Raw genomic sequence first — 26,513 nt, 5'->3', positions numbered from 1 at the left:
CGCGAAGCTGAAGAAGCTTCTGGCCGAGCAAATGCTGGATCTGGCTGCCATGAAGGAGCTGGTTTCAAAAAAGTGGTGACGCCTGCCGTGAAGCGCGAGGCGGTCGCGCACTTGGGGTCCCTGCTCGGGCTCTCGGAACGGCGGGCGTGCTGGATTGCCGGGGCGGATCGTAAAATGGTCCGCTACGAGGCGCAGCGTGCACCAGACACGGCGCTGCGTGGCCGCCTGCGCGAACTGGCCAATGAACGAAGGAACTCCAATTACAGGAGCGCTCTTTCAACCGCCAAGTCTCAAGACGCGCTGAACACGACAATCTTTGCGGCTGGTCCCCTGGACCTGGCCCGGTCGGACGTGTCAATGAAATCGCGCCTCATGCGCTGGAAGTTGACAGCGATCTGGACAGACCTGCCAGCAAAGAGGGCTTTCTGAAGGTGATTGAAACAGAAAAACGCGGCTGTTTCATCGGGCAGACCCTATCTGAAAAAACGTCATCAGGCTCCGGTTCCGGTCAGGCGATGACTGGACCGAGGCGTAACGAAGTGCCGAGCCCGTATTCTGGGCAGCGGCAACTAGGTTCCCTAGGGGCAGCGTCAGCATCCTCAGGCTTCTTTGAAGAGATCAATACGGACTGGCGATGGCTTGGGTCGAAGCCTGCATCAATCCGCCTTGCTCTTCCAGCGGCGCTCCTTGCATTTCAAGCTCACCCAATTTGAGCGAGTTGCTGACGACCAGTTTGGCACGCTCCTGGCGTCGCTTCTGGAATGCTTCGAATGCGGTTGCAAGCGTTTCGTTGCGTTTCAGCTCCTGGACCAAAACGATGGCATCCTCTACAGCCAGACCGGCACCGGCTGCAAGGTGCGGTGTGGTTGCGTGAACAGCATCGCCGATCAACACCGTCCGGTTCTTGTACCAAGGCCCTTCGACAAGAACGCTCTCCAATGGGCGATAGTTTATGGGTGTTTCCGGGTGGACGCTGTCCCGCAGGTCCGCCAGTTTGCCGCCGGCAGTTTTGAGCAGGTCCTTAAGCAGACCTGGCAAGGCTTCAGGTTCCCGCCAGGGATTGTCCGGGACATGTTCCAGAAGATACATGTACATTTTGCCGGGAGCACAGGGCGTAAAGCCGACTTTCAGTTGCGGGCTGAGAAACATCGCCCCGGTGCCGTCCCACTCCTCTGGCAGGTCAAACATGACCCGCCAGCACGCCTGTCCGGTGAAATGTGGTTGTTCTTTTGCGTTCAGAACCGTGCCGCGAAGCGCGGAAAAGAGACCATCGGCCCCGATAATCATGTCGAACCGGTCTTTTGACCCGTCGCTGAAGATCACATCAGCGCCCGAGGTGTCTTGTGAGACCGATGCAATTGTCAGTCCAAGCCGAATTGTGGCTCCAAGGGTTTTGACCCGTTCGGAAAGGATCGCATGCAGGTCCGGCCGCATGATGCCGCCCGCGGCCGGTTGCCCGTCTCCTTGAAGGCGCGGAAGCGGCAGGGTTTTCAGCGGGTTGCCTGACACATCATGAAGGGCAATCACGTCATGGCGCGCCCCGCGCTCCAGCACAGCAGGTCCAATGCCCAGATCACATAGGGCTCTGAATGTGAGGGGGGAACAGGTGATGCCTGCACCGTAAACAGACCAAGCTGGATCCTTGTCGAACAGGGTCACGTTGCCCCCTTCTTCAAGGAGCCGGATCGCAGCGGACATCCCGGCGATGCCGCCACCGGCAACAAGCGCTGACTTTGGAAGAGCGTTCATTTTTCCCACTCGCTGTCGCCGCCGCCGCCAGGCACGTAGTCCGGATGGAGACGGTACTGCCACTTTTGATCCGTTCCTAGGAATTCCGGAATTTTGTGCATCCAGCTATAGGTCGCGAATACCTGGTTCCACTCGCGCGGTATCCAGTTGTCATCCAAATAGTCGCTGTCAGCGCCGTATTCGGCTTCGCCGCCGGCCGGGCTTTGAATATAGGAAAACAGCGCTGAAGCAATTCTGTGGCGGCCAGACCCGAGGGCACCGGTTTTCCAGCCACGCCGTGTCATGAAGTTTGTGCCGACCATCAGCTCATCGATGTCTTCGACCCCGAAATTGGTGTGGTGAAACACCGGGTATCCGGGCAGGGGGCCGAAATTCATGTCGATGACAAACAGGTTGTGATGTTCGTTCGCGCCGTCACAGCGCATGTAAAAACCCATGCCGATCTGTTCTTCCGACATGCGGAAATTCAACATGTCCCGGTACCATTCGAATTCTTCCTTCGGCGAGGGGACCGTGTAGACCGTGTGCGTAATTGTCTTTGGCCGCGCCCGTGTTTTCCACTTGCGCTGAACGTTCAAACGGTTGATTGCCCCTGGTGCATTGACCGGGTCTGGGGCATAGGTCACTTTTTTGCGGGCCCAGACCTTGAGCGCAATGTTCATACCTGATGGGGCCTTTGTGCGAACGGTCCCGTCACTGCCGCGGCAAATCTCCTGATGGGCTTCCAGGCGGTCGGCCAGAGCATCCAGCGAATCCTGGCTGTCCACGCCCCAGGTGATCTCCTTCACTCCTTTGTCTGCAAATCCTGCCGGCAGATCCGGGTCGTCCAAATGGCGCAAGATCACGTTGGACCCTTCCTCCAGACGGTAATGGGTCATGGAATTGGTCCGGGTATGCTGCGGCAGTCCGAAATCGTCAAAAAAACGAGTGCATTCGTCGAGGTCTTCAACCCCGTAGAGAAGTGTCTCCATTCCCAGGATCGGCATATTTGCTCTCCACAATGACATTTGTTGTTTGTTGGCCAAGACCGGAAATCGCCGTTTCCACGATGTCCCCGTTATGCAGCAGGGCAGTTCCCTGCGGACCCATTGGCAGCTCGATCAGATCGCCAGGAAAAAGATGACAGGACGCGGAAACCTGGTGGACAGCATCGAAAGCGGCGCTGAGAATTTCCGAAGAGTTGACCGAAGTTTCGCCGTTGAAGGAAATTCGGCCGTCCAGGCTGGTGTCGCAGTATTCGAGTGGGACAAAAAACGGACCTATCGGCAGCAAGGCAGGCGACAGAGCACGGCCGAAATTGTCCCGGTACCGGGACGCGGCCATGACGCCGGCAATTGAGCTCTCAGCTTCTTGCGCGCTGGCCAGATAGGTGGGGGCGCCAAGAACAACAACAAGGGATGTCCCTGCAGTCAGATGGTTTGCTCCCGGAGGTACCGGTACTTTGGCCGTTGGGCCAGCCAGTACCGACACCGGACGGCTTATGGGCATTCCTTCAGAGGAGAAAATCTGCCGTGGCGTTGGAATGGGAGCCAGAAGATCGAAAAATTCAAGCGCCGCAAACGCGGATCGCGTGTATTTTCCCAGGCTAGCGTCATCAAGTGCGTTGATGGTTGCCTTCAGGACCGGGAGATTGTGCTGCCAGTTCTGAAGGAGATCATAAATGCTGCCAGTGCCCGTCAGACCCGACCCTAGACGGGCAGACAACGGGGCCAACGCTGCAATTGAAATTGCAGCGTTATTGTCCAAGACGACAACCGGAAACGGCGGACTGCCATTGACCGTTGCCATTGCAAGGACAAAGGAGATGTCTTCATGATTCATTCTGTTCCTCCCAATGCGAGAAATACTTGATTAATTGTATTGAGAGAAACGGTTTCTATCGATCTTATCTATCTGTTTTATCGATAACACCGTGGGTGAGGATCTTGTTCCTGACCCAACGCTGGCAATCGTCTTCCTCGACAAACCTGTGCCATTGAAGGCTTTCGACCAGTTTCGGAATGGGAAACGGAGCTGGAACGATCTTTATCGGCAACTGCGCGGCATACAGATGAGCAAGGCGCAAATGCAGCAAGGCAATCCGGGGTGAGTTGATCACGAAATGAGGTAAAACCGTGAACTCTCCTACAGTGACTTCTACGTTTCGTTCCCGGCCACTTTGGCGGGTAAACCAGTCCGCATACCCAGGTGCAAGGGTGGGGAACGCCGCATCGACATGGCGGGAGGCATAGAAATCTTCGACACTGAAATTGTCGCCGATTTCCTGATTGGAAGCACAGGCGATGATACAATATTTGTCTTCAAAGCACTTTGCCGATGGATGTGATTTTGACAGGTATTTCTCGGGCATCAGCAACAGATCGACTGTGCCGGCTTCCAGGCGTCCAACCGGATCCCGTGTCGGAGGGTCGATCCGGAACCGGATCCCCGGAGCATCCCCGGAAATGGTGGACAGAACCGGCGCGAGCCACGTCACCATAACGTAGTCGGATGCAATGATCCGGATGTCCCGTTCCGCGGTTGACGGATCAAATCCTGGTTTTGACACGATCGTTCCGTCGATTTGCAGAAGGGCATTGCGGACCCGTGGCGCCAGGGCGGCTCCCATAGGGGTCGGCACCATTGACCGTTTTTGCTGGACCAGCAATTCATCGTCAAAATATTGCCGAAGCCTGGACAAGGCGCCACTTGTCGCCGATTGGCTCAGATTGAGTTGCTCTCCGGCCTTGCTGACGTTCCGGACCGTCAGCAAAGTGTCAAGAACAACAAGAAGATTGAGATCAAGTCCTTTGAAGCGCATTTAATATCCATCAAACAGCACGCATTTATCGATTATATCGATTTTTTAAATAGCGGTATAGACTCTATGGTTCGGCTAAACGGGAGGGCTTTCATAATGCAGCTTTTTGACCTGACGGGTAAAACCGCCCTCATTACAGGCGGTTCCAGCGGTATCGGCCTTGCGATCGCCGAGGCATACGTTGATGCTGGTGCGCGTGTTCTGATCGCCAGCAAAGACACCGATATGCTTGAACAGGCCGAAGCCGGTCTCAACAAACGTAGATCGGGTTCCGCAAAGGGGACAATGGTGGACTTGTCAAACCGGGCAGCAGCGGAAGCACTGGTTGACAATACGGTAAATGAGCTGGGTCAGCTCGATATTTTGGTTTCAAATGCGGGAATGGAAGGGCATGTCGGCCCCATTGGCGACGTCGAGGACACGGTGTACCGGAAGACATTTCAGGTGAACCTGGATGCAGCCGTCTGGCTGTCGGCAAAGGTGGCGCCGCATATGCGTGGTCTGGGGGGCGGCTCTATCATTCTCATGTCTAGCCTGTCCGCCCTGCGCGGCAATGGTGCTATCGGTGTTTACTCGCTGACCAAAGCCGCACTTATCCAGCTTGCCCGGACACTTGCCGTGGAATGGGGCCCGTCGAATGTCCGCGCCAATGCGATTGTTCCAGGGTTGATTGAAACACCGTTTGCAAGCGGGCTGATGGCAAATGAAGCTTTCATGCAGCGCCGCCTGCAGGCAACCCCCCTGCGCCGTGTCGGCCAGCCATCTGAAATTGCAGCCACCGCCGTTTATCTTGCTTCGGCAGGAGGTGCATTCATGACCGGTCAGTCCATCGTCGTGGATGGTGGCACGATTGTTTCAGACGGCAGCTGACTTCGCCCTGGATCACCAGGCAGTCGCGCCGCCGTCGATCGAGAAATCTGCACCGGTGACAAAGCCGCTTTCATCGGACCCCAGATAGATCGCCAGATATCCAATGTCCTCGGTCTGGCCCAATCTTTCGATCATCAGTTTCGCCCGGACAGAAGCCATCATGTCGGCTTTGTCCAGATGCTGTTCAGTCTCTTCTGTCACAGTGAAACCCGGGGCGATTGAATTGGCACGGATACCGTGACCGCCGCCTTCCATTGCCAGTTGCCGTGTCATGGACAGAACGGCACCTTTTCCAGCCGTGTGGGCGATGGCAGGCAGGCCATCCAGCGCAACATGTGCACTTGCGGATGAAAAGTTGACGATGGACCCGCCTTCCAACTTCAGCTGCGGCCACAGTGCCCTGGTTACCAGAAACACGCTGTCAACTTCCGCCTTGAGCGTCTTCTGCCAATCCGAATAGTCAAGTTGATCAATCCAGCCGAACACAACCAACGCCGCCGCATTGACGAGGATGTGGACCGGTCCAAGCGTGGCAGCACGTTCTGCCAAAGTGGCAACCGCAGCTTCGTCGGTCAGATCTGCGGCATGGGTTTGGCAGCCGTTGATGGAGTTCAGAGCGGCCGCATTGATGTCGACGGCCAGAACCTTTGCCCCTTCCTGGGCCATCATCTCGGCAATCTTGCGCCCAATGCCCCGGCCAGCGCCGGTTACAACGGCTGTTTTTCCTTCAAGTCGCATATCATTCTTGCCCTCTTATTTGGTTGAACGTATAAACAATAAAAGAAGATATTACAATGAGGAGGAATGAATGCGCGTCGCCTTAATCGGAGCAAGCGGCCAAGCCGGCTCCCGCGTTTTGAATGAACTGACAGATCGCGGGCATCGTGTGACGGGCATTGTGCGGAACCCTGAAAAAATTTCTGCCGGTGACCTTGTGACTGCAGTTAAAACGGATGGGTCCCGGGTGTCGTTGGCTGAAGCGGTCAAAGGCCACGATGCGGTTGTCTCGTCCGTTAAGTTTCTGGATCTCGACCCGGATGTTCTGGTGCCGGCGGTGCTGGACAGCGGCGTTAAACGCTACGTTGTGGTGGGCGGCGCCGGCAGCCTGATCGGCCCGAGCGGCGTCAAGGAATTTGACGATCCGAACTTCCCGCCCCCGGCCAAGCCCAATTCTGTGCGCGGCGGCTATCTTCTCGATCTTCTTGAAGACACAGAAGGCCTGGACTGGACCTATATCTCACCGTCGCGCTTCTTTGTTCCAGGAGAGCGTACCGGCAAGTTCAGATATGGCAAAGACCATCTTTTGTTCGATAACACTGGCGACAGCCAAATATCCTTTGAGGATTTTGCGATTGCGGTTGCCGACGAACTGGAACAGCCAAAATACATCGGGCAGCGTTTCACGATCGGCTATTGAGATGATAACCCTTTATCATTCCGGTGCGAGCGTTTGCTCACAGAAAGTGCGGCTGGCTATGGCAGAGAAAGGGCTTTCTTGGGAGAGCCGGGATCTGGACATGACAAAGGGGCAGCACCAGACACCGGCCTATCTGGAGCTGAATCCGAACGGTGTTGTTCCGACGCTTGTTGCCGAGGATGGCTCGGTGATCCGCGAGAGCAGTGTGATCATCGAATATCTCGATGCGTTGGCTGAACCCCGGTTGATGCCTCACCACGGAAGCGCTCTATGGCAAACCCGTTTGTGGTTGATCCGCTGTATCGAAATCCATGCTGCAATCAACTCGCTGACTTTTGCGACTGTCATCCGCGAACAGGTCTTAAACTCCATGTCGCCTGAGCAGGTTGAAGACTGGTTGTCGGCATCAATGACCGGAGAAATTCGCGAAAAGCGACGTGACTTGATGCAAACCGGAGCCGCGTCCCATTTTGTTGAGGGCGCGGTGTCTGTAATGGACAGCACCTTCAAGGATATGAGTGCGGCGTTGGCAAACAGCCAATGGTTGGTCGCAGAGACATACAGTCTTGCCGATTGCGCGCTGCTGGCCTACGCGGATCGGGTCCGCCGTCTCGGACTTGCCGGTCTTTACAAGGGCCGTTTTGACGGGATCGCAGACTGGATAGACCGGTCACGCAAGAGACCAAGTTATGAAGTGGCGGTGCAGGCCTATTACACCGCTGCAGTGGAGGAGTCTTACCAGGCTGCTGGACGAAAAGCCTGGCCGGTGATTGCGACAAAACTTCAATAAATGGCTGGAACAATCTAAAGGGACGGGGCTGATCTCAGTCCCGTCCCTCTAGATTCTGAAGTAGCTAAGAAACCAGTTTTTCGCGGCTATCAGCGGCGTGGGGCTCCGCTCCAGATATATTCATCCGAGGCAGGCGCGCGGCTGATGAAACCGTGTTTTGCCAAAAGAGCGTTCTGCTTGTCCCAGGTCGCGCTGTCGAAATCGGAGTGCAATCCGGCAAAAGACCGGGTTTTCAGATAGTCATGCGGCAACTTGGTGAATTCCATGTCGATGTCACGAACTTCCTCGACATGCTCATTGGCATATTCGTGCGCCAGGACCATGGCTTCGATGAACTTTGATAGCACTTCGGCGTTTTCATCAGCCCATTTTGTATTGGCAGCAAAAAGGACCGCGGGCACACCCAGTAGGAGCTCAGACCGCACTTTTTTGATTTCGCGCAGCCCCTTCTTGACCCCAAGATCATAGAACAGGCCGACTGGCATGCCCGCGTGCACGCCACCAGATTCGATTGTTTGCAAAACACCCGGGAAGGGAAGGTTCACAAGTTCAACGTCTTCCCGCCCAAGGCCGACTTTTTCCAGAGCTTCAAGGACAACCAGTCCTTGCGGGCTGGCAATTCCCGGTAGGCCGATCTTTTTGCCTTTGAAGTCGGCAACGTCCTTAATGTCACTGTCAGGAAGAACAAGCATGCCTTCGGTTTGAACCTCTCCCTGGTCCTGTGCGTTAAGGACGGCCGCAACCGGCAAACCGTTCGCGACGGCTGCAACAAGCGGGACCGCGCCGGTCATGGCGATATTGGATTGCCCGGAGATCAGCTCGGCAATTGCGGCATCCGGAGATGTTCCCACTCGCAATTCAACCTCAATCCCGCGCTCTTTGAAGTAACCGAGCTTGTCTGCCAAAACGAGGCCTTGAAACGTTCCAACCGGCGACCGGTTGACGACAATCTTGGTCATGTCGCCTGCGAACGCCGCTGCTGACGACATTGTCACGGCGGCTGCCAACCCTGCTTTTATCCAAAAAGAAGTCATACATTCCTCCCAACGCTCTTCTTTGGTGTTATTTCTCCATGATTTCGCGCATGACGCGATTTCGGGCTTCTACGAATTTCGGATCGGATTTTGTCGCGATCTGCTCGCGGATACGCCCAAGTTCGATGTCGACAACATCCACGACCCCTGCCGGCTTTCCGTTGAGGACGACAACTCTGTCCGACATGTAAACGGCTTCGTCGATATCGTGGGTCACGAGGATCACGCTGATTCCAAGCCGCCGCTGCAAATCGATGACGAGGTCCTCAAGTACCAGTTTGGTTTGAGCATCAAGGGACCCGAAGGGCTCGTCCATCAGCAGAATATGGGCGTCATATGCGAGGGTCCGGGCAATGGATACCCGCTGCTGCATTCCGCCGGAGAGTTCCCAGGGATATTGATGCGCGGCATGTTCAAGCCCCACATCAGCAAGACAGTTGCGGGCGATTTCTTCGCGCTGAGCTTTCGCCACACCTTTGCCTTCAAGCGGAAATGCAACATTTTCCAATGTCCGCATCCAGGGCATCAGTGACCCACGATAATCCTGGAACACCAAACCAATCTCTCTGACCGGCCCTTTGACCACATCCTCGCCAACTGTGACGGACCCGGCGGTCAAATCTGTTAGCCCGGACAGACTGCGCAGCAGGGTGGTTTTGCCGACGCCGGATGGTCCGACAATGGCGATGATCTCTCCCGGGGCGACTTCAAGGTCGATACCCTTCAAGATCTCGATCTCGCCGTAGCTCTTTGAGAGGTTCTCAACACGCATGGGCGGAGCTTTGGCGATTTTTGTCATTATGTTCATCGTCCTTTACCTCTCACGGACCAGACGGCCCGTCGCCGCGATCTTGAAAATGCCAGGCCAAGGCCCGGTGTTCGAACCACAGGAACGTCGCACTTAGGAGATATCCGAGCAGGCCCGTCAGTATCGTTGCGCCCCAAGCCTCTGCCATAGAGAAGGCTTCCTTCTTTTCGCGGATATAAAAGCCAATTCCCTGGCTGGCTCCGACGAATTCACCGATCACCATCAGGACCAGGGAAATCGACAGGGAAATCCGGATGCCGGCCATTATCTGCGGTAACGCGGCCATGATCAGGATTTTCCGGTTACGCAAACCGAACGGGATGCGGAACGCCCGCGCGGTTTCGATCAGCTGCGGATTGATGCCGCGAACGCCGTCGATCGTGTTCAAAAGGATCGGCCAAACGCAGGCAAAGGCAATGATGAATACTTTCGGTGCCGGGCCGGTTCCTAGTGCAACGATCACAATAGGTACGATCGCCGCTGGAGGAATGGCCCGGATAAAGCTCAAAAAGGGCTCAGTGGCTTCTCTGAGCGGCTTGGCTTCGCCGATTACAAGACCCAGCGTGATACCAATCATTGTTGCGGCGATCAGCCCGAGTGCCATGTTCATGAGGCTGGCCGCCAGATGCATCGAGAGGATGCCATTGGAAAAGTCGCGTAGCGTGACCTCAACGATTTTGCTGAGAGGCGGAAAGAAAAACGATGTTGAACCGGATGAGCCGAACCACCAAAGCGCAATCAGTAAAACCGGCAGCCAGAACAGCCAGATGCAGGACATGAGCCTGCGGCCAAAAAAGGAACTCATGACCTGCCCTCCCTGTGATACCAATTCAGGAGCCGCCGTTCGGTGCGGTCCCAGATGGCTGTCAATGCGACCCCCAAAAGACCCGCATAAATCGTATACACAAAGGCGACCGCCACTTCGTTGAAGGTCCGGGCAAGACTGACCTGGGTTCCTAGACCGGGAACCTGAGTCAGGATTTCGGTTGCGACGGCCACCAGGATAGCGATGCTGAGTGAAATGCGGAACCCGGTCGCAATGTAGGGGGAGGCTGCCGGAAGTACGACTTTGCGGAAACGCATGAAGGGCGGTATCCGGAAGCTTGCGACAGTGTCTACCACCGTAGGATCCAGCCGTCTTGCTCCATAGATCGTCTGAACAAGGATCGGAAAGAAGCAGGCGATTGTGATCATTGCGATCTTGGTCATGTGGTTTGTTCCAATGATCAAGATGAAGATCGGAATAAGCGCGATCACAGGGAAGGAGCGGCAGAAGTCCACCAGAATACGGGTCGAGACTTCTGCCTTGGGATACATCCCGATCAACAGTCCGACCGGCACTGCCAGAAAGGTTGCGATTGCAACCCCTGTTAGTGAATCACGCAAAGTGTACCAGAGTGCAGGCAGAAACTCCGTTCGTTCAAACAGAGTGACTGCGGCACGGGCAACATCCCCGATCGGCGGGATGACATCGGGATTGAACCACGTCATCGCATCACCAACGGCCCAAAAAGCCAACACGACCAGAAACACTGACACCTGCCTTATGAGCAGTAGCTTGTCCATTACCAGAACGCCTCCCACCGCTTATTTGAACGGACGACCAAACAATAACAAGTTTTGACAGGAGAGCAAGAGTTTAGGCGCATTGATCCTCCCATTTCAGTCCTCACATGCCGAGCTTGCCGCCGAGCGTATTAGCGAACCAGTCCGCATTGTAGTTGCGTCCATAGGCCATGTTGTCAGCGCCGCAATGCTCAATTCCGCCTTCGCGCGGCGTGAATATCTTCAATTCGCGACGGGCGCTGCCGGTCAGTTGCTCATAGGATTGATGCGCATAATCAACGCCAATCTGGCGGTCGCCGGATCCATGGGTGATCAGGAACGGCATCTTGATCTTCTCCATGTGGCCGGTGAGATCCATGCCTTTGGTTTTCTCCAGAAAGTCATCCTGGTCCTTGGCACCGAAGACCCACCAGACGTGTTTCCAGTAATGGGGAACCGGGTTTTCACCTTCGCGTTTCATCCGCTTTAGCTGAACTTCCGCCCAATTGTGATTGGCGCCCCATACGGAGCCGGATGCAAAGCGGGGTTCGTAGGCTGCGATCCGCGGGACGTAATAACCGCCGAGTGAAATGCCGGAAATGCCGACCCGATCGGCATCGATGTCATTTCTTGATGCAGCATATTCGTAAATCGGCGTTCCGTAGTGTTCTGTATCAAATCGGCTGTGCAGACCCTGGAGGCGGATGGCTTCACCGGTGCCTGGCTGGTCTACGCACAAACAGGAAATACCCCGCCTGGCAAGTGCGTGCGGCAGCCACGTCCAATATAAAAGCTCCTTGCAGCTGTCCAATCCGTTCAGGAAGACAACACATGGAGCCGGCCCATCTACGTTTTCCGCCCTCGTGAAATAAGCAGGCAGCACGTTGCTGCCATATGGTATCTCGACGCGTTCGCAGTTTTCACCGCCATATTCGATGTATTTGTCAAAGCACTCTAGCGCTCTGGCGAAGGTTTCCATGCGCCCGGGGTGGCCGTGGCCCTGCATGCGCTCAGCCGTCAGAAGATAGAGGGACGCCCGGCGCAACTTGTCGGACGCCGAAAACAGCCGGCCCTTCGCCTCGTCATCGGCCGCCAATTCGCACAGCGTATTTGCCTGCTTCACCCACTCCAGCAGGAACTCGCCGGTGCCCGCATCTTCACCCGCCTCGGCTTTTTCCAGCAGAGGCTTGGACATATCGATGATCTCACCCAGCTCAGCGCCGGATTGGATGGCAATCGACAGGGACAGGTTCCAAACATAGTTCGGAAAAAATTCAAAAAGCGCCATACCCGGTCCTCAAGCCCCAATTACTTTTTGATGAAGGGTGCCGAACACCGGCTCTCCGCTTGTGTCAGTGACTTCCATTTTGACACTTTCGCCGAAGGACAAGAATGGCGTTTTGGATTCGCCGGTGTCCAGCCGTTCAATGCCGCGGCGTTCAGCAATGCAAGAAGAACCGACTTTCCTGTAATTCTTGTTTGAGACGGTACCGCCGCCAACCACCGTGCCGGCCGGCAGATCTCGCGAGTAGGCGGCATGGGACACCAGTTCGTCGAACCCGAAGCCCATTTCATACCCGGATGCGGCGCCGAATTTTTGCTCGTTGCGCCAGACATGCAACGGCAGATCCACCCGCTGATCGCGCCATTGCGGGCCAAGCTCGTCCGGCGTCACGGCAACAGGGGCCATGGCCGATGCCGGTTTCGCCCGAATCCAGCCAAAGCCGGTGTTCATTTCAACCGGTGCCAGGCGGCGCAAGGACCAGTCATTGATCTGAACCAGAAGACGGATGTGCTTGGCCGCTTCCTCCGGCGCAGCGCCAAAGGGCACCTTGGAGGTGATCACGCCAAACTCCGCCTCAAAATCAATTCCATCTTCCTCACTGGTCATCGGAATATCTTCCGCCGGACCAAAGAACTGATTGGACATGCCCTGATACATCAGCGGAAAATCCGGATGGACCTTTTCCTCAAACCCGAAAGCCGCATCCATCAAGATGGAATGAGACATATAGGCAGAGGCATCAAGCCATTGCCACGCCCGCGGCAGGGGCGCCATGGCAGCCGCAGGATCAAACGGGCTGCCAGCGCCCTCGTTGATGCGGGCATATTGCGCGGCCAGGTCGGCTTCAACCGCGTCCCAGCGCTCAAGTGCGTCCAGCATCGTCTGGGCGGCCGTGGCTGGCTCGGCCCGTGCAAGGTCCCGGCTCACGACGTGCAAACGGCCGTCGCTGGTTCCATTTGGTAAAGTGGCAAGCTTCATATCTCTTCCCTAACTCAAAGCGTTTTGTACGAGCGCATCAGCATCGGCATCACAGAGAAAGCCGAGGCTGTCTGCAGTTTTTGTTTCCAGAAGCGGATAGCTGCCGAACAGGTCGATGATGTCCTGCTCCGGTTCAAATGTGACCACGGATGGGCTGTCCGGGAATTGCCGGCGCAAAGCCTCTACAAGCTCCCAAAACGTCAGCGACAGAGCAGGCAGCGTAAAGGCCCGCTGAGCGCCGAGATCCGGCAGCTTGGCGGCATGGATGAAGTTCTGCGCCACCGTCTCAACGGACGTCAGCCACGTCCGGCTGCCCTCGGCAACCGGCACGGTGATGTCCTCGCCGCGCTTAACGCACCAGAACAGCCTGGAGAGAAACGCTGTCTTCAAAGCGGCATCAGCCCCATCCCGGGCCATCACCCCGGACGGGCGCAGAGACACGCCATCGAGCCAGCCCTTGGCCGCGAAATTGCTGAGTGCAGCTTCCATCATCAGCTTTTGCGCACCATAGACCATCGTCGGCCCCATGGCCGTCGTATCGGTGACCGGGTTCGGCAAAGGTTTGGCGTAAACCGCGATGGTCGAGGCAAACACCATGCGCGTTTCAGGTTTCGTATCGCGCAGGTGTTCAAACAGATCGAGCGCTGCATCCACATTGACCTTGCGCGCCAGAGCATAGTTCGCCTCGGCACCGCCGCCGAGAATGGCCGCCAGCAAGATGACGGCATCCGTCCCCTCCACCGCCTGGGCCCGCACGGACGGATCAGAAAAATCGCCGGAGACAACCGTATCGCAAGCCTCACTGGCAAAAGGGACAGCGTCGCTCAGCACCAGACCGGACACCGCCGGATCCTGCCGTAAGATGCGCGCCACACGCTGACCGATAAAGCCCCCTGCCCCGATAATCGCAACGCGCATGGAATTATGCCTTGAAATTAGTTGGTCGTTCGTCCAATTAATATTCAACCGTTTTTGATTTGGCAAGCAATGCTATGGAGGAAATGCGATGGCGATGGTTTTGAAAGAGGGCATCGACCCTGGAGTCGTGAAGGCCGCAGACGAAAAAGTGCGCGGAATTGTTGAGCAAACACTCGCCGACATCGAAACGCGCGGCGATGCCGCCATCCGGGACCTGTCCATCAAATTCGATCAATGGGACCGGGACGACTATCGGCTGACCGCAGACGAGATCAACACCTGCCTGGCCGAAATGTCCGCCCAGGACATCAAGGACATTGAGTTCGCCCAGGAGCAGGTGCGCAACTTCGCGCAGATCCAGAAAGATTCCATGCGCGATGTGGAAGTCGAAACCATGCCCGGCGTGTTTCTCGGCCACCGCAACATTCCCGTTCAAAACGCCGGCTGTTATGTGCCCGGCGGCAAATACCCGATGCTGGCCTCGGCTCATATGTCCGTTTTGACCGCCAAGGTTGCCGGCGTGCCGCGCATCATCACTTGCGCCCCGCCCTATCAGGGCAAGCCGGCGTCGGCCATCGTTGCCGCCCAGCATATGGCCGGGGCGGATGAGATCTATGCCCTTGGCGGCATCCAGGCGGTTGGCGCCATGGCCGTTGGAACCGAGCGCATTCAGCCGGTCGACATGCTGGTCGGCCCAGGCAACGCCTTCGTGGCGGAAGCCAAGCGCCAGCTTTTTGGCCGGGTCGGCATCGACCTTTTCGCCGGGCCAACCGAAACCATGGTGATTGCCGACGAGACCGTCGATGCGGAACTGTGTGCGACCGACCTGCTAGGCCAGGCCGAGCATGGACCGGACAGCCCGGCCGTTCTGCTGACCACGTCGGAAGCGCTGGCCCGCGAAACGCTGATTGAGATCGAGCGTCTCTTGGAAATTCTGCCCACCGCAGGTCATGCGCGCAAGGCCTGGGAAACCTACGGCCAGGTGATCGTCTGTGACGACCATGACGAGATGCTGAAGGTGGCCAATGACATCGCCTCCGAACATGTGCAGGTGATGACCGACCGGGACGACTGGTACCTGCAGAACATGGTCAATTATGGAGCGCTCTTCCTCGGCCCGCGCACCAATGTTGCCTATGGCGACAAGGCGATTGGGACCAACCACACCCTGCCGACGAAAAAGGCCGGGCGCTACACCGGCGGCCTGTGGGTCGGCAAGTTCCTGAAAACCCACACCTACCAGAAGGTGGTCACGGACGAGGCTTCCGCGCTTGTCGGGCGGTATTGCTCGCGCCTGTGCATGCTGGAGGGCTTTCAGGGCCATGCGGAGCAGGCCAATGTGCGCGTGCGCCGCTATGGCGGGCAGAACGTGCCTTACGCAGAAGGGGCAGAGCCGGTCGCCGGAGCCGATCTGGTCGACGCGTGATGGAGCTGCCCAGCACACCTTCCTTCGACCTCACCGGTCAAAGTGCGCTGGTGACCGGGGCTGGCCGGGGCATTGGCCTCGGCTGCGCCGTGGCGCTGGCCTCCGCCGGGGCGGAGGTCACGCTGGCCGCCAGAAGCCTCGGCGAGATTGAGGCCGCAGCGGAGGCCATCGGCCCGAAAGCCCAGGCCTTGCAGCTGGATGTCAGCAATCTGGCCGCCACCCAGGCCAAGATCGCCGCCGCAGGGCCGTTCAACATCCTGGTCAACAACGCCGGGACGAACCGGCCCAAGCCGGCCTGGGAGGTCAGCGAAGCCGACTATGACGCGGTTCTCGACCTCAATCTGAAGGCCGCCTTTTTTGTCGCCCAGGCCGTGGCCAAGGGATTGATGGAGGCGGGCGAACCGGGCTCACTCATTCACATGTCGAGTCAGATGGGCCAGGTGGGCGGACCGAACCGGTCTCTCTATTGCGCCTCGAAATGGGGCCTTGAGGGGCTGAACAAGGCGCTTGCCCTTGACCTGGCGCCCCATGGCATCCGCTCCAACGCCATCGCGCCGACCTTTATCGAGACGCCGATGACCCGGCCGTTCTTCGAGGACAAGACCTTCTTGGAGGCGGTGCTCAACAAGATCAAACTTGGCCGTCTGGGCAAGATCGAGGACCTGATGGGGGCCGTGGTCTTTCTGGCTTCGCCCGCCTCGGCGCTGATGACGGGCACCACGCTCACTGTCGATGGAGGCTGGACCGCCGAATGACCAATCCCTTACGCAGTTTCCAGGTGGACCCGGCCGGTCTGAGATTTATCGGGTCCGGCCTGGAGCGGCCCGAGTGTATCCTGGCGGAGCGGGATGGCACCCTGTGGGCCGCCGATGCCCGTGGCGGCGTCATGCGCATCGATCCCGACGGCCAGCAGGCGCTGATCCTGCAAAAGGGACAGGACCGCAACACCGCGCAGAGCTTTGAAGACCGGCTGGTCATGACCCAGGGCAGCTTGCCCAATGGTCTCGCCTTCGATCAGGATGGCAGCCTGCTGATTGCCAATTTCGGCACAGACCGGCTGGAACGCATGAGCCGCGACGGCGAGACCGAAGTTCTTCTGGATCAGATTGGCGGACAGCCTATCGGCAAGGCCAATTTCGTCACCCGCGATCGGAAAGGCCGCCTCTGGCTCACCGTCACAACGCGGATGGTGCCCTGGACGGATCATGTGAAAACCATGTCTCGTGATGGCTACATCGCCTTGATCGACGAAAAAGGTGCCCGGATCGTCGCCGACGGGCTGTGCGGCACCAATGAGCTGCGCTTTGACCCGCACGAAGAGTGGCTTTACGTTGCTGAAACCACGGCGCGTCACATCACCCGGTTCAAGGTCAGCGGGGATAGGCTCACGGAGCGGGAGATCTATGGACCGTCCAATATCGGCGGGTTCTGCGATGGGTTGGCCTTTGACGCCCATGGCAACCTCTGGACCACCTTGATCATGGCCGACCGGCTGGTTGCCATTACGCCGCAGGGCGATCTTCTCACCCTTTTGGATCTGGGCGGACACCCGGAGCCTCTGGCCGCCCTTGACGCGGCCTGGGAGGCGGGAACGGTGACACCAGAGCTGATGCAGGCCGCACGCGGCACGCTGTGCCCTTGGATGGCCTCTTTGACCTTCGGCGGGCCCGATCTGAAGACGGTTTATCTCGGATCGCTGCAGGGCAACCGAATTCCCTTTTTCCAAAGCCCAGTCGCTGGTTATCCGCTGCTCGGCTGGTAAATTGCTGGATTTTTCCGAAGCGTTACTTATACACTCAACCAAACAAGAAAGATGAGAGAGAGCCCTGTGGCAAAACCCCAAAGACAGACCAGGATCAACGGCGAAATCACCCGCGCCAAGATCCTTGATGCCGCAGAGGCGCTGTTTGGATCGAAGGGGTTTGACGCGGTCTCCCTGCGGGTGATTACCGAGCGGGCCGAAGTGACGCTGGCGCTTGCCCACTACCACTTCGGAACCAAAGAAAAGCTGTTCGAAGAAGTGATCGCCCGCCGCGCCGCCATTTTGTGCGAGCAGCGGATCGCCCGTCTGGAAGCCCTTGAAGAGCGCTCAATCGAAGCCATCATCGATGCGTTTATGGGGCCAATGTTTGATATGGCGACAAGCGGGGAACCCGGTTGGGCAGACTATTTCAAGGTCCTCGGCCGCCTGGGTGACGGCAATCAATGGCTTGATGTTCTGACCGAGAACTTCGATGCCACGGCTCAAATCTTCATCGATGCGCTGAAAGGCGTGTTACCCGATGCGGAAAAGGCGGAAGTCGCGCGAGGGTTCACCATGATGCTGAATCTGATGCTGGCGACCGTCTCTCAGCATGGCCGGATCGACCGCTTGACCGAAGGGAAATTCAAGGCCGCCGATCTGAGGGCGGCTTACGGTCCGCTGCTTAATTTCGTCGTTGCCGGCATGGCAAGCGTTACCCGCTGAAGTCCGAGCGGGCCTTTTCAATGGCCGGGCTGTGCGCCTCAATCCAAAGAAGAAGCCGGTTGAATTCCCGGGTCAGGCTCTGGCCGAGCGGCGTCAGGCCATAGGTGACGCGGGGTGGCACCGTGGCCTCCACATGGCGTGAGACAAAGCCATCGCGCTCCAAGGCCTTGAGCCTAAGCGTCAGCATCCGCTGAGAAATTTCCCCTTCCGAGGAGAGAGCGCCCACCAGCCGTTTCAGTGTGGCATGGCGGTAAAGACCGGTCTCCAGTATTTTCAAGATCAAAGGCGACCAGTTGTCGCCCAAACGCGAGATCACTTCACGCGGCGGAGCATCCTTGGCCGGGGGCGGACTGCCCATGGAGCGGGCAAGGGCCGCAAGCCCGCTGACCCGGGGATCTCCTTCCGGCACGGCGGCGGCCTCGCCGACGCTCAACACCCTTGCAAATTCTTCTGCGTCCATTGTCCCCCCTATGAACCGGCGGGATCATACAGACAGATCCAGGCACACGAAAGCCCGGATGCACACAGCCGGGCCCCGGTTCACAGGCGGGGGACCAGCTTGGCGTCTGGGCTGGCGTCCGGGCTGGGGGGGGGAAGGCTGATGGCCGGGCGGCTTGGCGGGACCGCAAGCGTACAGCGGCAGCGCCGGGCCGGAGCCCAGGGTGCGACCCCGTCTTTGTCTTGATGAGAAAAAGGCCGGTCTCAGCCCCAGTCCCGACCCTAAGTGTGGTTGCAAGCAAAGCGGCTCCGGCTAGCGACGCAGACAGGCGCGCCAGGGCGGCTCGCAGTCGCTTCCGGCCCAACGGGACGTTCGATCAGTCTGCGGCGAACGTCTGCTTGGAGCCCAAATTGACTGATGCTGCAAGTTGCGCCAATGTCCGCTCTGGTGAAACGCCAAACTAGTCAGCGTTCTCGATCAGCTTTGCTCAAGAGTTTGAAGAATTGCGTCGATAATCTTCTGTCCGCCTTGCGAGGATGGCTCAATGGGAGACATCTCCGAGAAGTCGTTTTTGTCGGTGCAAGCCAAGTCCAGTCGGATCACTGGCACACCGCGAGATTTCGCAAGATGCAGGATTAGCGAATTGAAAGCACAAATCGCAGATGGTGCGTGATCCCTCATTTCCGGCTCTACGAAGGGGATTGCCGTGTAAATGGTGCAGGCGCTTACTGCGAGACCACGTTTTGAGACCGTGTCCAGCATCCAACCATATGCGATCTTAAAATCCTCAAGCGGTGAAGCAATGAGTTGCTCAAGTTTTGTGCCTTGCGCAGTTTGCGTCAGCAGATGACGAAATTTCATGAGATCATTGCCACCTATGCTCACGACGATATCCGTCGCATGCGTCGGCACTTTCACCAACTGGTTTGGGATATCCTCAATACAGTCGCCGTCTACAGCGACTTTGAAGGCAGACCAGTTTTTAGGAATTGAACGCCGCATCTGTTCGATGACACTGGGTTCACCTGGAATGTACGCATCATTATCGAAAATGGAGTCACCCATCAGACAAATATGCTTCTCGGTCATCAGTTCGGTCTTTCGCGAATTTCTGTGCCGACACTGACTATCTGATTGGGCGTCGAATTCAAATACCCATCAAAAGTAGTCGTTCCTGCGACCTTCGGCAACGGCAACAAAGTCCGCATATCGGTCGTTCGTTCACTTGGCGGCGAATGCCCGGTTCCCGTGCGACGAACGGCGGCTTTCCGGACGAGTTGGGGCGCTGGTGAATGACCAATTTGTGGGCGCAAAGCGGGCGATTGACGTCCGTACCAGCCTGGGCCTGGGACGTCGCGGTTTCTTAACTGTTTCAGATTTTTAAAATATGTGCCAACCCCGAAAGCCCTGATGGGCCACGGGGTTCGGCTTTGTCTTTTGCTCTGCGCCCCCATTCAGGTTGGGCGCTGAGGGCTCAGCCAGGTTAGGCGCTGAGGGCTCAGCCGCGCTTTTTCTTTTGTGCCGGCTTCGACTTGCGGAACAAAAGCGTCAGGATAAACCAGATGGTTTTTGCATCCAGAAGCTTCAGCGCGGCCCGCGCCTCTTCAGGCGAGAGCTTTGCCGCCATGGGCATGGCTCCGAAAATCTTGCCCTTGATGACCAGAAAGTTCCGGTCATCCGCCGCAAGCTTGGAGACGGTCATCAGTTCTTTGCCGGTAGAATCGAGAAGTTTCATCAGGCTGCCACGCTCTCAAAATCGATATCCAAATCATCGAACATGCGGATGGCCGTCGCGCGGCCCGCGCCATAAACCCCGCCGCCCGGGTGCATGAACGGCCCGACCAGATACAGCCCGTCCACACCCGGCACCGTGTATTGGCCGAGATCCGGCGTCGGGCGGTGCCCCATGGTCTGATAGACGTAGGGCGCGCAGCCATGCATATCACCCAGCACGAAGGAATTTGGCGACGAGCGCTCCATATCCAGCGGCGACCAATGGGACGCTGCAATGATGTTGTCTTCCGTCAGGTTGGAGATGAAGTGCTGATATTGCTTCAGGGTCTCTGCAGCATATTCTTCCTTGTACTCATCCCAGTATTCCGGCGTTTTCCCGTCGATACAGTAAGGCGCCATGGTGATGGAGTGGAAGATCCCGGCCCCTTCCGGCGCCCGGGTCGGATCGCCATGGGTCTCGTCGCCACCACCGAGCAGGCGGCGCGGCGAAATGCGCTTGCGGCGCAGATAATCGAAATCATCCATCAGGCTGTCCATGTCTTCATACGGGAAGTACTCAAGCATGGTCGCCGAGGTGATTTCCTCACCGGCGGTGTATTTCGTGCGTTCCTTCAAGTCGTAGTGAGACACAAACAGGGACTGGGGCGACGGATTGACCGCCTGGCAGCGCCGCTCGACGGCCGGGTCGATGCCCTCAACGAATTTCGAAAGAACCCGCGGATGCAGAGCAGCAATCACACCGTCCTTGGCGCGGAACTCTTCGCCTGTTGTCAGCTGCAGGCCCTTGGCTTCCCCGCCTTCGACGAGAACCTTGGAGACTTCCGCTTCCAGGCGCAACTCGCCGCCCAGATCTTCGAAGCAGCACACCAGCGCGTCGGTCAGGCCGCCGGAGCCGCCAATCGGTTGGCTCACCCCCCATTTGTGAATGATCCCGGGCATCAGGAAGATGCCCATGCCGGTGCCAAGTTCATCGGGCAGCTGCAGATTTTCAGTCACCAGCTTCAACAGGTGAATCTTGATGTGGTCGCCTTCAAAATACTGATTGACGAGATCGAGCGAGGAGCGGCTCATCGCGTCCAGGATCAGGCGGCCCTCATCAGAGCTGTCGAACATCGCCATTGCGGGGCCCAATGGGAGGGGGGGAGAATAGAGCCCGCTGGCAAACATCGGCAGCATGTCCATCGAGCGCTGCGCGAAGGCGCGGTAGGTCTCGGCGTCCTTGGCGTTGAATTTGGCGATCTCAGCGCAGGCCTTGTCGAGATCCTTGTAGGTGATCAGCGTCTTTCCATCCGGAAAGATCGAGGCATAGGGCACATCCGAGTAGCGGTAGTTCAACCCGTATTTCGCCTTCAGACCGAGTTCATCCTCGGTCAGCATCGGGTTACCCTGAATCATGATGTGGCAGGAACTGTGCAGGTCATGCCGGTAACCCGGCGTGTTCAGCTCCCGCGTTACAACGCCACCGCCCGGAAAAGGCTGGCGTTCGAGAATCAGAACCTTCTTGCCGGCTTTGGCCAGGTAACACGCGGCCACCAGGCCGTTGTGCCCCGCACCCATAACGACGACGTCATAGCTACGCATCAAGTCCTCCCAGAATTGCTGAGACCTATTTAAATCTGGACATTCGCTTCTGAAAAGAAGGCACATTTTTGTTCCCGGCTTGACTTGCGCTCACACCTCAAAGAAAGTTATTTATACGACCAACCAAATAACGGAGGGTGTGCATTATGGTGTCAAAAAACGTTCGGCGGGTGGTGACAGGCCATGATGAAACCGGGAAGGCGGTGGTGTTGTCTGATGGCGTTCCGCCTCACGTGACCCGTCCTGATCACCAGCCCGGTCTCGCGTTTCACGAGCTTTGGAACACACGCCAGATGCCGTGTCCAATCGGCGAAACAGAGGAAGAGCCGACCGACATTCACCGCGATACGGCGCCTCCGGCGCACGGGACGATTGTCCGCATCGTCGACTTGCCGCCAGAGGGGCCCGAGGGCCCGAAGTTTGACAAGGAAACCGCCCGGGCTCTCTTTGAGACGGTCGGATTGGCGGAGAATGCAGACCACACGGTTTCGGGGCGCCACCCTTTGATGCACCGCACCGAGAGCATCGATTACGGCCTTGTCTTAAAGGGGCAAATCGTATTGCTGCTGGATGACAGTGAAGTGGTTCTGGAAGAGGGCGACATGGTGGTCCAGCGGGGCACAATTCATGCCTGGACCAACCGGACGGACAACATTACCAGAATGCTGTTTGTCTTGACTGACGGCCAATTTGAAATTGACCTTGCCGCCAAGCAAGACGCGCATGATGCGGCCGTCAAGGGGCTGGCCGATGCCTGATGGATTGTTTCCCGACCTGAAATGGCACCACGCCGGCTTTTCGGTGCGCGATATCGACCGGGCCATCGCCTTTTACGGCGAGGTGTTCGGCCTGGAGCTGGAAAGCCGGTTTGATATCGAGGCCATCGGCACGAAGATCGCCTTCCTGCGGCGGGATGACTTCCGCTTCGAACTGTTCGAAAAGCAGGGATCGGAGCCGGTGCCGGCCCATGCCCATGCGCCGAACACGGATCTGGGCGTCCAAGGCATCAAGCATCCCTGTTTTTCCGTCGGCAGCTGCCAGGCGGCGCTGGAAATACTGCAGGCCCGCGATGATGTTGAAATCGTCGGCATCATCCGTGAGGTCGGCAAGCCGATGGTTGTCGAAGATGATCCATCCCTTAAACCCGGCCGGGAACCCGCCAAGGCCTTCTTTTTCAAAGATCCCTGTGATCTCCTGGTGGAGATCGTTAATGCAAATGATTTTCCGGAGTAACAGATGAGCTATTCGCTTAAGGGCAAGGCCGTGATGGTAACTGGCGGTGCAGGGGGCATTGGCGGTGCGGTTTGCCGTATCATGGCAGCCCATGGTGCCCGGGTGATGATTGCCGATATTTCAGAAGACCGGGCTGCAGCTCTGGCCGAAGAGCTGCGGGCCGGCGGCGCGGAGGCGCAGTCCGTCTATGTGGATCTGGGCGATGAGGACAGTATATTCGCCATGTTCAAGGCGACGCTGGAGGCCTATGGCCGCCTGGACGCGATTAACAATAATGCGGCGCTGCTGACGCCGGAAATGGCCCAGCGGGATCTCGATATCGAGCATATGGCGACGGAAGACTGGGACCGGACCTTCCATGTCAACACCCGCGGCACCATGATCGCCTGCCGGGAAGCCTTGAAGATCATGACACCTCAAAAAAGCGGCTCGATCATCAACACCGCGTCCAACCTGGCGCTGCAGGGCAATGTCATCCAGGCGGCCTACTCGGCCTCCAAGGCGGCCGTGATCCAGATGACACGGTCCATTGCCACCAGCCATGGCAAGCGGGGAATCCGCTGTAATGCCGTTCTTCCGGGTCTCACAGGAACTTCGTCAGCGCTCGGCAATCTGCCGCCTGAACTGCGCGAAACCGTGGAAGAAGAGACACTCACCCCGTATCTCGGTGCCCCGGATGATATCGCGCATCTTGTTGCGTTCCTTGCTTCCGACGAAGCCCGTTACATCACCGGGCAGGCCATGGCAGCCGACGGCGGCACCTCGTCCCATATCCCGGGCTTTGCCAGACTGCAAAGGTTCTTTAAAGGCTGATTTGACATCACTTGGGCACCGGGTTGGTGTCGGTGGAAGAGGCCTATGCCCACGGCACCAAAGATGTCCCGCTCGGCCGCCCAGTAGACCCGGAAGAGGTCACCGCCGTGATGGCCTACCTGTGCTCCAGCAAGGCGTCCATCATCAAAAGTGCTGCGCTGACGGCCGACGGCGGATCAACAATTGCCGATCGAGTTGGGCTCTATGGGGTCCGCACTGGACCCTTTTGAGGGGGGGGCGTGGATCCGCAAGCCAATCACGACATCGAGCAGCTTGGGAAAATCCTTCTCTGCGCATGTTTTTTCAAAAACAACGATGAAAGTTGGATGAGAGCCTCTTTGGAGGTTTCCAATATCGACAATGTCGACGTGATCAAGATAGACGGACCGAAGTTTGACTACATCCGATGCGGCCCAATTGCCTTTGCATTTTTGGATGTCGATCTCTATCAGCCAATCATCCATATCGGGAAGGGGCTCTGACCGGCTATCGGGAATTTATGTCCAGGATTGAAGCACCGGAAGAAATTGCGGCTGGCAAGCTGGGTATCATCCGTAAAACGAACGGACCCCATTTCCAAAGGAAGGCTGAAAAGGGGGCCGTTGTCTTGCTTGTCGTTTGCTTTGTGATCTCTGATGCCCGGCCGCGACAGGCGCATCCGGTGAAATGCGATTTGCGCTATGTCTCGTCCGGTTTAAGGCGGTAGCGGAAGTCGCAATGGGGGGCGCCCTTCATGATGGTCTGTGTCCGGGTCAGTTCCATCTTCGGATTGTAGCCGATGCAGAAATCGCCATCCCGGTTGCAGGACAGGAGATGGCCGATGTCGCCGAGGCCCATTTCTTTATAGACTTCCGAATAGCGGCAACGCTTGACGTTGAAATCCAGCTTGTCAGGCGCTTTGTCCAGCACCTCGATCTGCAGCGCATCATCCATTTGCCATAAGGGTAGCAGGGCGGCGAAATCCTCAAGGGTTGGCTCCTGCTCTTCCTTGTCGCGGAACTCCTGTCCCTGGGCGATGGCGGAGTTTGACACCGCTTCGCCGATCACCGCTTCGGCCTCGGCACGGCCATGACGCTCGGCCAGAACGTCAAACACACATTTGAGGATTGACGCCTCAATGCGCCGTTTTTCAATCATGGGAAGTGTCATCGGGGTCCTCCCTGTATCAGCTTGCAGGCGTGTGGCCGCCAAGATAGGCATCGGCCACCCGGCTGTCACTTGCAAGTTCGGCAGCGGGGCCGGACATGATGATCCGCCCACCCTCGATCACGGCGGCCTGATCGGCAATGCGCAAGGCCGCCTTTGCGTTTTGTTCCACGATCAAAATGGCATAGCCTTCCGCACGGATTTGCTCAACCAGGTCAAAAATGAACCGCACCAGCATGGGGGCCAGGCCCAGGGATGGCTCGTCCAGCAGCAACACTTTGGGTTTGCGCATCAGCGCCCGGCCAATGCACAGCATCTGCTGTTCGCCGCCGGAAAGAGAACCGGCTCCCTGTTTCAGCCGTTCTTTCAGTTTCGGGAACAGGCTCAGCACATGGTCCAGTTCCCGGGTCTTGAGCGGCCCGCCGCCTATGGTGAGATTTTCCAGCACTGACATGTTGGAAAAGATCTGCCGGCCTTCCGGGGCCTGCAAGATGCCCTTGTCCACGATCTGGTAGCTTTTCAGCCCGGCGAGATTGTCACCATTGTAGCGGATCTCTCCTCCGGTGGGGCTGTAGATGCCCGAAATGCAACGCATCAGGCTGGTCTTGCCGACCCCATTGGCCCCGAGAATGGCGAAGATGCCCTTTTCCGGCAGCTCCAGACTGATACCGTGCAGGATGTCCTGAACGCCGATCCGCAGGGCCAGATTGTCTATCTCCAGAAGACTCATTCCTCCTCCACCCCCAAATAGGCTTCCAGAACCTCCCGTGTCTGCCGCACGGTGGCCGGATCCGCATCGGCGATTTTCCGGCCCGACGCCAGAACGACAATCCGTTCACAAATGCTCATTACCAGCCCCATATCATGTTCGACCAGCATGATGGTCAGGCCGCCCGCATGCAGGTCCTTGATAAAGGCGGCGAGTTCGGCGGTTTCAGAATCGTTCAGACCCGCTGCCGGTTCATCCAGGATCAGGAGATCGGGGGTCATGGCAAGCGCCCGGCCGATCTCCAGATATTTGCGCTTGCCGTAGGCAAGGTTGGCGGCCAGATCATTGGCATACTGGGTCAGATTGACCCGCTCAAGCGCTTCCCAGCTGCGTTCGGAAATCTCCCGCGACCGTTGTGAGCCTGCCAGAACCGCCTGAAACGGCGACTGTCCAATGGCTCCGACCGCCCCGACCGAGACATTGTCAAAGACGGTCATGTTGGGAAACACCCGCAGGTTCTGGAACGTGCGGGAGATGCCTTTTGCTGCTATGGCAGACGGTTTCAGGCCGCTGATCCTGGCTCCCCTGTAGCGGATTTCGCCTGAGGAGACCGGCGTGAAGCCGGAGATCAGATTGAAGAGGGTGGTCTTGCCCGCGCCATTGGGGCCGATCAAGCCAATCAGTTCGCCTTCGCCCACAGAAGTGGTGACACTGTCCACGGCCATCAGGCCGCCGAACTGGCGGGAAACGGTGTCGACGTCAAGCATGGCC

General features: G+C 57.6%; 31 protein-coding genes and 1 pseudogene. 13 read left to right on the top strand and 19 right to left on the bottom strand.

The features are described from left to right. Positions 1–267: pseudogene (locus ACXAH0_RS18475) on the top strand (IS3 family transposase); the annotation flags it as partial. A 351-nt stretch (positions 268–618) separates the two neighbouring features. On the opposite strand, the gene ACXAH0_RS18470 reads toward ACXAH0_RS18475, so the two are convergent. The 4 genes from ACXAH0_RS18470 to ACXAH0_RS18455 form a co-directional block, all read right to left on the bottom strand. Next, the gene (locus ACXAH0_RS18470) at positions 619–1,749 is read right to left on the bottom strand and encodes an FAD-dependent oxidoreductase (protein ID WP_475193964.1); all 1,131 of its coding nucleotides are present in this window, start codon (positions 1,747–1,749) and stop codon (positions 619–621) included. Continuing rightward, positions 1,746–2,735, bottom strand: coding sequence for a VOC family protein (locus ACXAH0_RS18465; RefSeq protein ID WP_475186393.1), 990 nt, complete (start codon positions 2,733–2,735; stop codon positions 1,746–1,748). Before ACXAH0_RS18465 ends, ACXAH0_RS18470 begins: the two co-directional genes overlap by 4 nt. After that, positions 2,695–3,570 carry a fumarylacetoacetate hydrolase family protein gene (locus ACXAH0_RS18460; protein ID WP_475193961.1) on the bottom strand — a complete coding sequence of 292 codons (876 nt, stop codon included), beginning with the start codon at positions 3,568–3,570 and terminating at the stop codon, positions 2,695–2,697. Before ACXAH0_RS18460 ends, ACXAH0_RS18465 begins: the two co-directional genes overlap by 41 nt. A 64-nt stretch (positions 3,571–3,634) precedes the next feature. Continuing rightward, positions 3,635–4,501: a LysR family transcriptional regulator gene (locus ACXAH0_RS18455; protein ID WP_475193958.1), complete on the bottom strand. Its 867-nt coding sequence runs from the start codon at positions 4,499–4,501 to the stop codon at positions 3,635–3,637. Between ACXAH0_RS18455 and ACXAH0_RS18450 the strand changes: the two genes are divergently transcribed. Then, the gene (locus ACXAH0_RS18450) at positions 4,382–5,419 is read left to right on the top strand and encodes an SDR family NAD(P)-dependent oxidoreductase (protein WP_475193955.1); all 1,038 of its coding nucleotides are present in this window, start codon (positions 4,382–4,384) and stop codon (positions 5,417–5,419) included. The two genes, ACXAH0_RS18455 and ACXAH0_RS18450, sit on opposite strands and share 120 nt — an antisense overlap. A gap of 12 nt (positions 5,420–5,431) precedes the next feature. On the opposite strand, the gene ACXAH0_RS18445 is transcribed toward ACXAH0_RS18450, so the two are convergent. Continuing rightward, complete coding sequence (locus ACXAH0_RS18445; RefSeq protein ID WP_475186406.1) at positions 5,432–6,157, bottom strand: SDR family NAD(P)-dependent oxidoreductase; 726 nt, start codon at positions 6,155–6,157, stop codon at positions 5,432–5,434. Positions 6,158–6,227: 70 nt separating this feature from the next. On the opposite strand from ACXAH0_RS18445, the gene ACXAH0_RS18440 reads away from it, so the two are divergent. Together ACXAH0_RS18440 and ACXAH0_RS18435 are read left to right on the top strand one after the other, a co-directional pair. Further along, complete coding sequence (locus tag ACXAH0_RS18440; protein ID WP_475186409.1) at positions 6,228–6,836, top strand: NAD(P)-dependent oxidoreductase; 609 nt, start codon at positions 6,228–6,230, stop codon at positions 6,834–6,836. A gap of 1 nt (position 6,837) precedes the next feature. Continuing rightward, a complete protein-coding gene (locus ACXAH0_RS18435; RefSeq protein ID WP_475193952.1) occupies positions 6,838–7,626 on the top strand; it encodes a glutathione S-transferase family protein in 789 nt (262 codons plus the stop codon). A gap of 89 nt (positions 7,627–7,715) precedes the next feature. On the opposite strand, the gene ACXAH0_RS18430 is transcribed toward ACXAH0_RS18435, so the two are convergent. The 7 genes from ACXAH0_RS18430 to ACXAH0_RS18400 all read right to left on the bottom strand — a co-directional run bounded on the left by ACXAH0_RS18430 (position 7,716) and on the right by ACXAH0_RS18400 (position 14,194). Next, positions 7,716–8,585, bottom strand: coding sequence for an ABC transporter substrate-binding protein (locus ACXAH0_RS18430; protein WP_475186412.1), 870 nt, complete (start codon positions 8,583–8,585; stop codon positions 7,716–7,718). A gap of 103 nt (positions 8,586–8,688) precedes the next feature. Beyond that, the gene (locus ACXAH0_RS18425) at positions 8,689–9,459 is read right to left on the bottom strand and encodes an ABC transporter ATP-binding protein (RefSeq protein ID WP_475186414.1); all 771 of its coding nucleotides are present in this window, start codon (positions 9,457–9,459) and stop codon (positions 8,689–8,691) included. Between the two features lie 22 nt (positions 9,460–9,481). Then, positions 9,482–10,246, bottom strand: coding sequence for an ABC transporter permease (locus ACXAH0_RS18420; protein WP_475193946.1), 765 nt, complete (start codon positions 10,244–10,246; stop codon positions 9,482–9,484). A 23-nt stretch (positions 10,247–10,269) separates the two neighbouring features. Further along, positions 10,270–11,034 carry an ABC transporter permease gene (locus ACXAH0_RS18415; protein WP_475193942.1) on the bottom strand — a complete coding sequence of 255 codons (765 nt, stop codon included), beginning with the start codon at positions 11,032–11,034 and terminating at the stop codon, positions 10,270–10,272. A gap of 103 nt (positions 11,035–11,137) precedes the next feature. After that, positions 11,138–12,301 carry an alpha/beta hydrolase family protein gene (locus ACXAH0_RS18410; protein WP_475193940.1) on the bottom strand — a complete coding sequence of 388 codons (1,164 nt, stop codon included), beginning with the start codon at positions 12,299–12,301 and terminating at the stop codon, positions 11,138–11,140. Positions 12,302–12,310: 9 nt separating this feature from the next. Next, the gene (locus tag ACXAH0_RS18405; protein WP_475193935.1) at positions 12,311–13,276 is read right to left on the bottom strand and encodes a fumarylacetoacetate hydrolase family protein; all 966 of its coding nucleotides are present in this window, start codon (positions 13,274–13,276) and stop codon (positions 12,311–12,313) included. Between the two features lie 9 nt (positions 13,277–13,285). Beyond that, complete coding sequence (locus tag ACXAH0_RS18400) at positions 13,286–14,194, bottom strand: NAD-dependent epimerase/dehydratase family protein (RefSeq protein ID WP_475186428.1); 909 nt, start codon at positions 14,192–14,194, stop codon at positions 13,286–13,288. 88 nt (positions 14,195–14,282) lie between these two features. On the opposite strand from ACXAH0_RS18400, the gene hisD reads away from it, so the two are divergent. The 4 genes from hisD (at position 14,283) to ACXAH0_RS18380 (ending at position 18,087) form a co-directional block, all read left to right on the top strand. Continuing rightward, the gene (gene hisD / locus ACXAH0_RS18395; RefSeq protein WP_475193931.1) at positions 14,283–15,620 is read left to right on the top strand and encodes a histidinol dehydrogenase; all 1,338 of its coding nucleotides are present in this window, start codon (positions 14,283–14,285) and stop codon (positions 15,618–15,620) included. Next, positions 15,620–16,375, top strand: coding sequence for an SDR family NAD(P)-dependent oxidoreductase (locus ACXAH0_RS18390; protein ID WP_475186434.1), 756 nt, complete (start codon positions 15,620–15,622; stop codon positions 16,373–16,375). Before hisD ends, ACXAH0_RS18390 begins: the two co-directional genes overlap by 1 nt. Next, a complete protein-coding gene (locus ACXAH0_RS18385) occupies positions 16,372–17,382 on the top strand; it encodes an SMP-30/gluconolactonase/LRE family protein (RefSeq protein WP_475193927.1) in 1,011 nt (336 codons plus the stop codon). Before ACXAH0_RS18390 ends, ACXAH0_RS18385 begins: the two co-directional genes overlap by 4 nt. A gap of 66 nt (positions 17,383–17,448) precedes the next feature. Continuing rightward, complete coding sequence (locus ACXAH0_RS18380) at positions 17,449–18,087, top strand: TetR/AcrR family transcriptional regulator (RefSeq protein WP_475193923.1); 639 nt, start codon at positions 17,449–17,451, stop codon at positions 18,085–18,087. Here ACXAH0_RS18380 and ACXAH0_RS18375 read toward each other — a convergent pair. The 4 genes from ACXAH0_RS18375 to ACXAH0_RS18360 all read right to left on the bottom strand — a co-directional run bounded on the left by ACXAH0_RS18375 (position 18,077) and on the right by ACXAH0_RS18360 (position 21,907). Beyond that, positions 18,077–18,547 carry a winged helix-turn-helix transcriptional regulator gene (locus ACXAH0_RS18375; protein WP_475186444.1) on the bottom strand — a complete coding sequence of 157 codons (471 nt, stop codon included), beginning with the start codon at positions 18,545–18,547 and terminating at the stop codon, positions 18,077–18,079. The two genes, ACXAH0_RS18380 and ACXAH0_RS18375, sit on opposite strands and share 11 nt — an antisense overlap. Positions 18,548–19,003: 456 nt before the next feature. Further along, positions 19,004–19,615 (bottom strand): SGNH/GDSL hydrolase family protein, encoded by a 612-nt coding sequence (locus ACXAH0_RS18370; RefSeq protein WP_475193920.1) that lies wholly within the window; start codon positions 19,613–19,615, stop codon positions 19,004–19,006. Positions 19,616–20,024: 409 nt separating this feature from the next. Beyond that, positions 20,025–20,261, bottom strand: a complete 237-nt coding sequence (locus tag ACXAH0_RS18365) for a hypothetical protein (RefSeq protein WP_475181106.1) — start codon at positions 20,259–20,261, stop codon at positions 20,025–20,027. Then, positions 20,261–21,907 carry a phytoene desaturase family protein gene (locus tag ACXAH0_RS18360; RefSeq protein WP_475193919.1) on the bottom strand — a complete coding sequence of 549 codons (1,647 nt, stop codon included), beginning with the start codon at positions 21,905–21,907 and terminating at the stop codon, positions 20,261–20,263. The genes ACXAH0_RS18365 and ACXAH0_RS18360 overlap by 1 nt, the downstream gene beginning before the upstream one ends. Before the next feature lie 80 nt (positions 21,908–21,987). Here ACXAH0_RS18360 and ACXAH0_RS18355 point away from each other — a divergent pair, with 80 nt between their 5' ends. The 5 genes from ACXAH0_RS18355 to ACXAH0_RS18335 are packed head-to-tail and all read left to right on the top strand — an operon-like array spanning position 21,988 to position 24,369. Beyond that, on the top strand, positions 21,988–22,599 hold the full coding sequence (locus ACXAH0_RS18355) for a cupin domain-containing protein (RefSeq protein WP_475193915.1): 612 nt from the start codon (positions 21,988–21,990) through the stop codon (positions 22,597–22,599). Next, a complete protein-coding gene (locus tag ACXAH0_RS18350; RefSeq protein WP_475193914.1) occupies positions 22,592–23,074 on the top strand; it encodes a VOC family protein in 483 nt (160 codons plus the stop codon). The genes ACXAH0_RS18355 and ACXAH0_RS18350 overlap by 8 nt, the downstream gene beginning before the upstream one ends. 3 nt (positions 23,075–23,077) lie before the next feature. Beyond that, complete coding sequence (locus tag ACXAH0_RS18345) at positions 23,078–23,887, top strand: SDR family NAD(P)-dependent oxidoreductase (protein ID WP_475193913.1); 810 nt, start codon at positions 23,078–23,080, stop codon at positions 23,885–23,887. A gap of 11 nt (positions 23,888–23,898) precedes the next feature. After that, positions 23,899–24,117: an SDR family oxidoreductase gene (locus ACXAH0_RS18340; RefSeq protein ID WP_475193912.1), complete on the top strand. Its 219-nt coding sequence runs from the start codon at positions 23,899–23,901 to the stop codon at positions 24,115–24,117. Between the two features lie 9 nt (positions 24,118–24,126). Next, positions 24,127–24,369, top strand: a complete 243-nt coding sequence (locus ACXAH0_RS18335) for a hypothetical protein (RefSeq protein WP_475193910.1) — start codon at positions 24,127–24,129, stop codon at positions 24,367–24,369. Between the two features lie 196 nt (positions 24,370–24,565). Here the strand turns inward: ACXAH0_RS18335 and ACXAH0_RS18330 are convergent, their stop codons facing one another. From ACXAH0_RS18330 to ACXAH0_RS18320, 3 genes are read right to left on the bottom strand one after another with little or no spacing between them, the layout of a single operon-like run. After that, entirely contained in the window at positions 24,566–25,036 is a 471-nt protein-coding gene (locus ACXAH0_RS18330; protein WP_475181129.1) for an L-2-amino-thiazoline-4-carboxylic acid hydrolase, read from the bottom strand. A gap of 16 nt (positions 25,037–25,052) precedes the next feature. Then, positions 25,053–25,763 (bottom strand): ABC transporter ATP-binding protein, encoded by a 711-nt coding sequence (locus tag ACXAH0_RS18325; protein WP_475193909.1) that lies wholly within the window; start codon positions 25,761–25,763, stop codon positions 25,053–25,055. Continuing rightward, positions 25,760–26,509 carry an ABC transporter ATP-binding protein gene (locus ACXAH0_RS18320; RefSeq protein ID WP_475181137.1) on the bottom strand — a complete coding sequence of 250 codons (750 nt, stop codon included), beginning with the start codon at positions 26,507–26,509 and terminating at the stop codon, positions 25,760–25,762. Before ACXAH0_RS18320 ends, ACXAH0_RS18325 begins: the two co-directional genes overlap by 4 nt. Positions 26,510–26,513 lie beyond the last annotated feature (4 nt).

The organism is Roseibium sp. AWQ4_290, assembly GCF_056160985.1.
This window is presented reverse-complemented; position numbering and strand designations above follow the sequence as displayed.

What these genes read in the sequence shown, in the direction of transcription:
- ACXAH0_RS18350 (WP_475193914.1), top strand. Translation starts at nt 22,592, where the DNA reads ATGCCTGATGGATTGTTTCCCGACCTGAAATGGCACCACGCCGGCTTT.
- ACXAH0_RS18325 (WP_475193909.1), bottom strand. Translation starts at nt 25,763, where the DNA reads ATGAGTCTTCTGGAGATAGACAATCTGGCCCTGCGGATCGGCGTTCAG.
- ACXAH0_RS18320 (WP_475181137.1), bottom strand. Translation starts at nt 26,509, where the DNA reads ATGCTTGACGTCGACACCGTTTCCCGCCAGTTCGGCGGCCTGATGGCC.
- ACXAH0_RS18410 (WP_475193940.1), bottom strand. Translation starts at nt 12,301, where the DNA reads ATGGCGCTTTTTGAATTTTTTCCGAACTATGTTTGGAACCTGTCCCTG.
- ACXAH0_RS18435 (WP_475193952.1), top strand. Translation starts at nt 6,838, where the DNA reads ATGATAACCCTTTATCATTCCGGTGCGAGCGTTTGCTCACAGAAAGTG.
- ACXAH0_RS18345 (WP_475193913.1), top strand. Translation starts at nt 23,078, where the DNA reads ATGAGCTATTCGCTTAAGGGCAAGGCCGTGATGGTAACTGGCGGTGCA.
- ACXAH0_RS18330 (WP_475181129.1), bottom strand. Translation starts at nt 25,036, where the DNA reads ATGACACTTCCCATGATTGAAAAACGGCGCATTGAGGCGTCAATCCTC.
- ACXAH0_RS18365 (WP_475181106.1), bottom strand. Translation starts at nt 20,261, where the DNA reads ATGAAACTTCTCGATTCTACCGGCAAAGAACTGATGACCGTCTCCAAG.
- ACXAH0_RS18425 (WP_475186414.1), bottom strand. Translation starts at nt 9,459, where the DNA reads ATGACAAAAATCGCCAAAGCTCCGCCCATGCGTGTTGAGAACCTCTCA.
- ACXAH0_RS18355 (WP_475193915.1), top strand. Translation starts at nt 21,988, where the DNA reads ATGGTGTCAAAAAACGTTCGGCGGGTGGTGACAGGCCATGATGAAACC.
- ACXAH0_RS18440 (WP_475186409.1), top strand. Translation starts at nt 6,228, where the DNA reads ATGCGCGTCGCCTTAATCGGAGCAAGCGGCCAAGCCGGCTCCCGCGTT.
- ACXAH0_RS18420 (WP_475193946.1), bottom strand. Translation starts at nt 10,246, where the DNA reads ATGTCCTGCATCTGGCTGTTCTGGCTGCCGGTTTTACTGATTGCGCTT.
- ACXAH0_RS18460 (WP_475193961.1), bottom strand. Translation starts at nt 3,570, where the DNA reads ATGAATCATGAAGACATCTCCTTTGTCCTTGCAATGGCAACGGTCAAT.
- ACXAH0_RS18405 (WP_475193935.1), bottom strand. Translation starts at nt 13,276, where the DNA reads ATGAAGCTTGCCACTTTACCAAATGGAACCAGCGACGGCCGTTTGCAC.
- ACXAH0_RS18375 (WP_475186444.1), bottom strand. Translation starts at nt 18,547, where the DNA reads ATGGACGCAGAAGAATTTGCAAGGGTGTTGAGCGTCGGCGAGGCCGCC.
- ACXAH0_RS18465 (WP_475186393.1), bottom strand. Translation starts at nt 2,735, where the DNA reads ATGCCGATCCTGGGAATGGAGACACTTCTCTACGGGGTTGAAGACCTC.
- ACXAH0_RS18445 (WP_475186406.1), bottom strand. Translation starts at nt 6,157, where the DNA reads ATGCGACTTGAAGGAAAAACAGCCGTTGTAACCGGCGCTGGCCGGGGC.
- ACXAH0_RS18470 (WP_475193964.1), bottom strand. Translation starts at nt 1,749, where the DNA reads ATGAACGCTCTTCCAAAGTCAGCGCTTGTTGCCGGTGGCGGCATCGCC.
- ACXAH0_RS18370 (WP_475193920.1), bottom strand. Translation starts at nt 19,615, where the DNA reads ATGACCGAGAAGCATATTTGTCTGATGGGTGACTCCATTTTCGATAAT.
- ACXAH0_RS18415 (WP_475193942.1), bottom strand. Translation starts at nt 11,034, where the DNA reads ATGGACAAGCTACTGCTCATAAGGCAGGTGTCAGTGTTTCTGGTCGTG.
- ACXAH0_RS18385 (WP_475193927.1), top strand. Translation starts at nt 16,372, where the DNA reads ATGACCAATCCCTTACGCAGTTTCCAGGTGGACCCGGCCGGTCTGAGA.
- ACXAH0_RS18430 (WP_475186412.1), bottom strand. Translation starts at nt 8,585, where the DNA reads ATGACCAAGATTGTCGTCAACCGGTCGCCGGTTGGAACGTTTCAAGGC.
- hisD (WP_475193931.1), top strand. Translation starts at nt 14,283, where the DNA reads ATGGCGATGGTTTTGAAAGAGGGCATCGACCCTGGAGTCGTGAAGGCC.
- ACXAH0_RS18360 (WP_475193919.1), bottom strand. Translation starts at nt 21,907, where the DNA reads ATGTGCCTTCTTTTCAGAAGCGAATGTCCAGATTTAAATAGGTCTCAG.
- ACXAH0_RS18390 (WP_475186434.1), top strand. Translation starts at nt 15,620, where the DNA reads ATGGAGCTGCCCAGCACACCTTCCTTCGACCTCACCGGTCAAAGTGCG.
- ACXAH0_RS18400 (WP_475186428.1), bottom strand. Translation starts at nt 14,194, where the DNA reads ATGCGCGTTGCGATTATCGGGGCAGGGGGCTTTATCGGTCAGCGTGTG.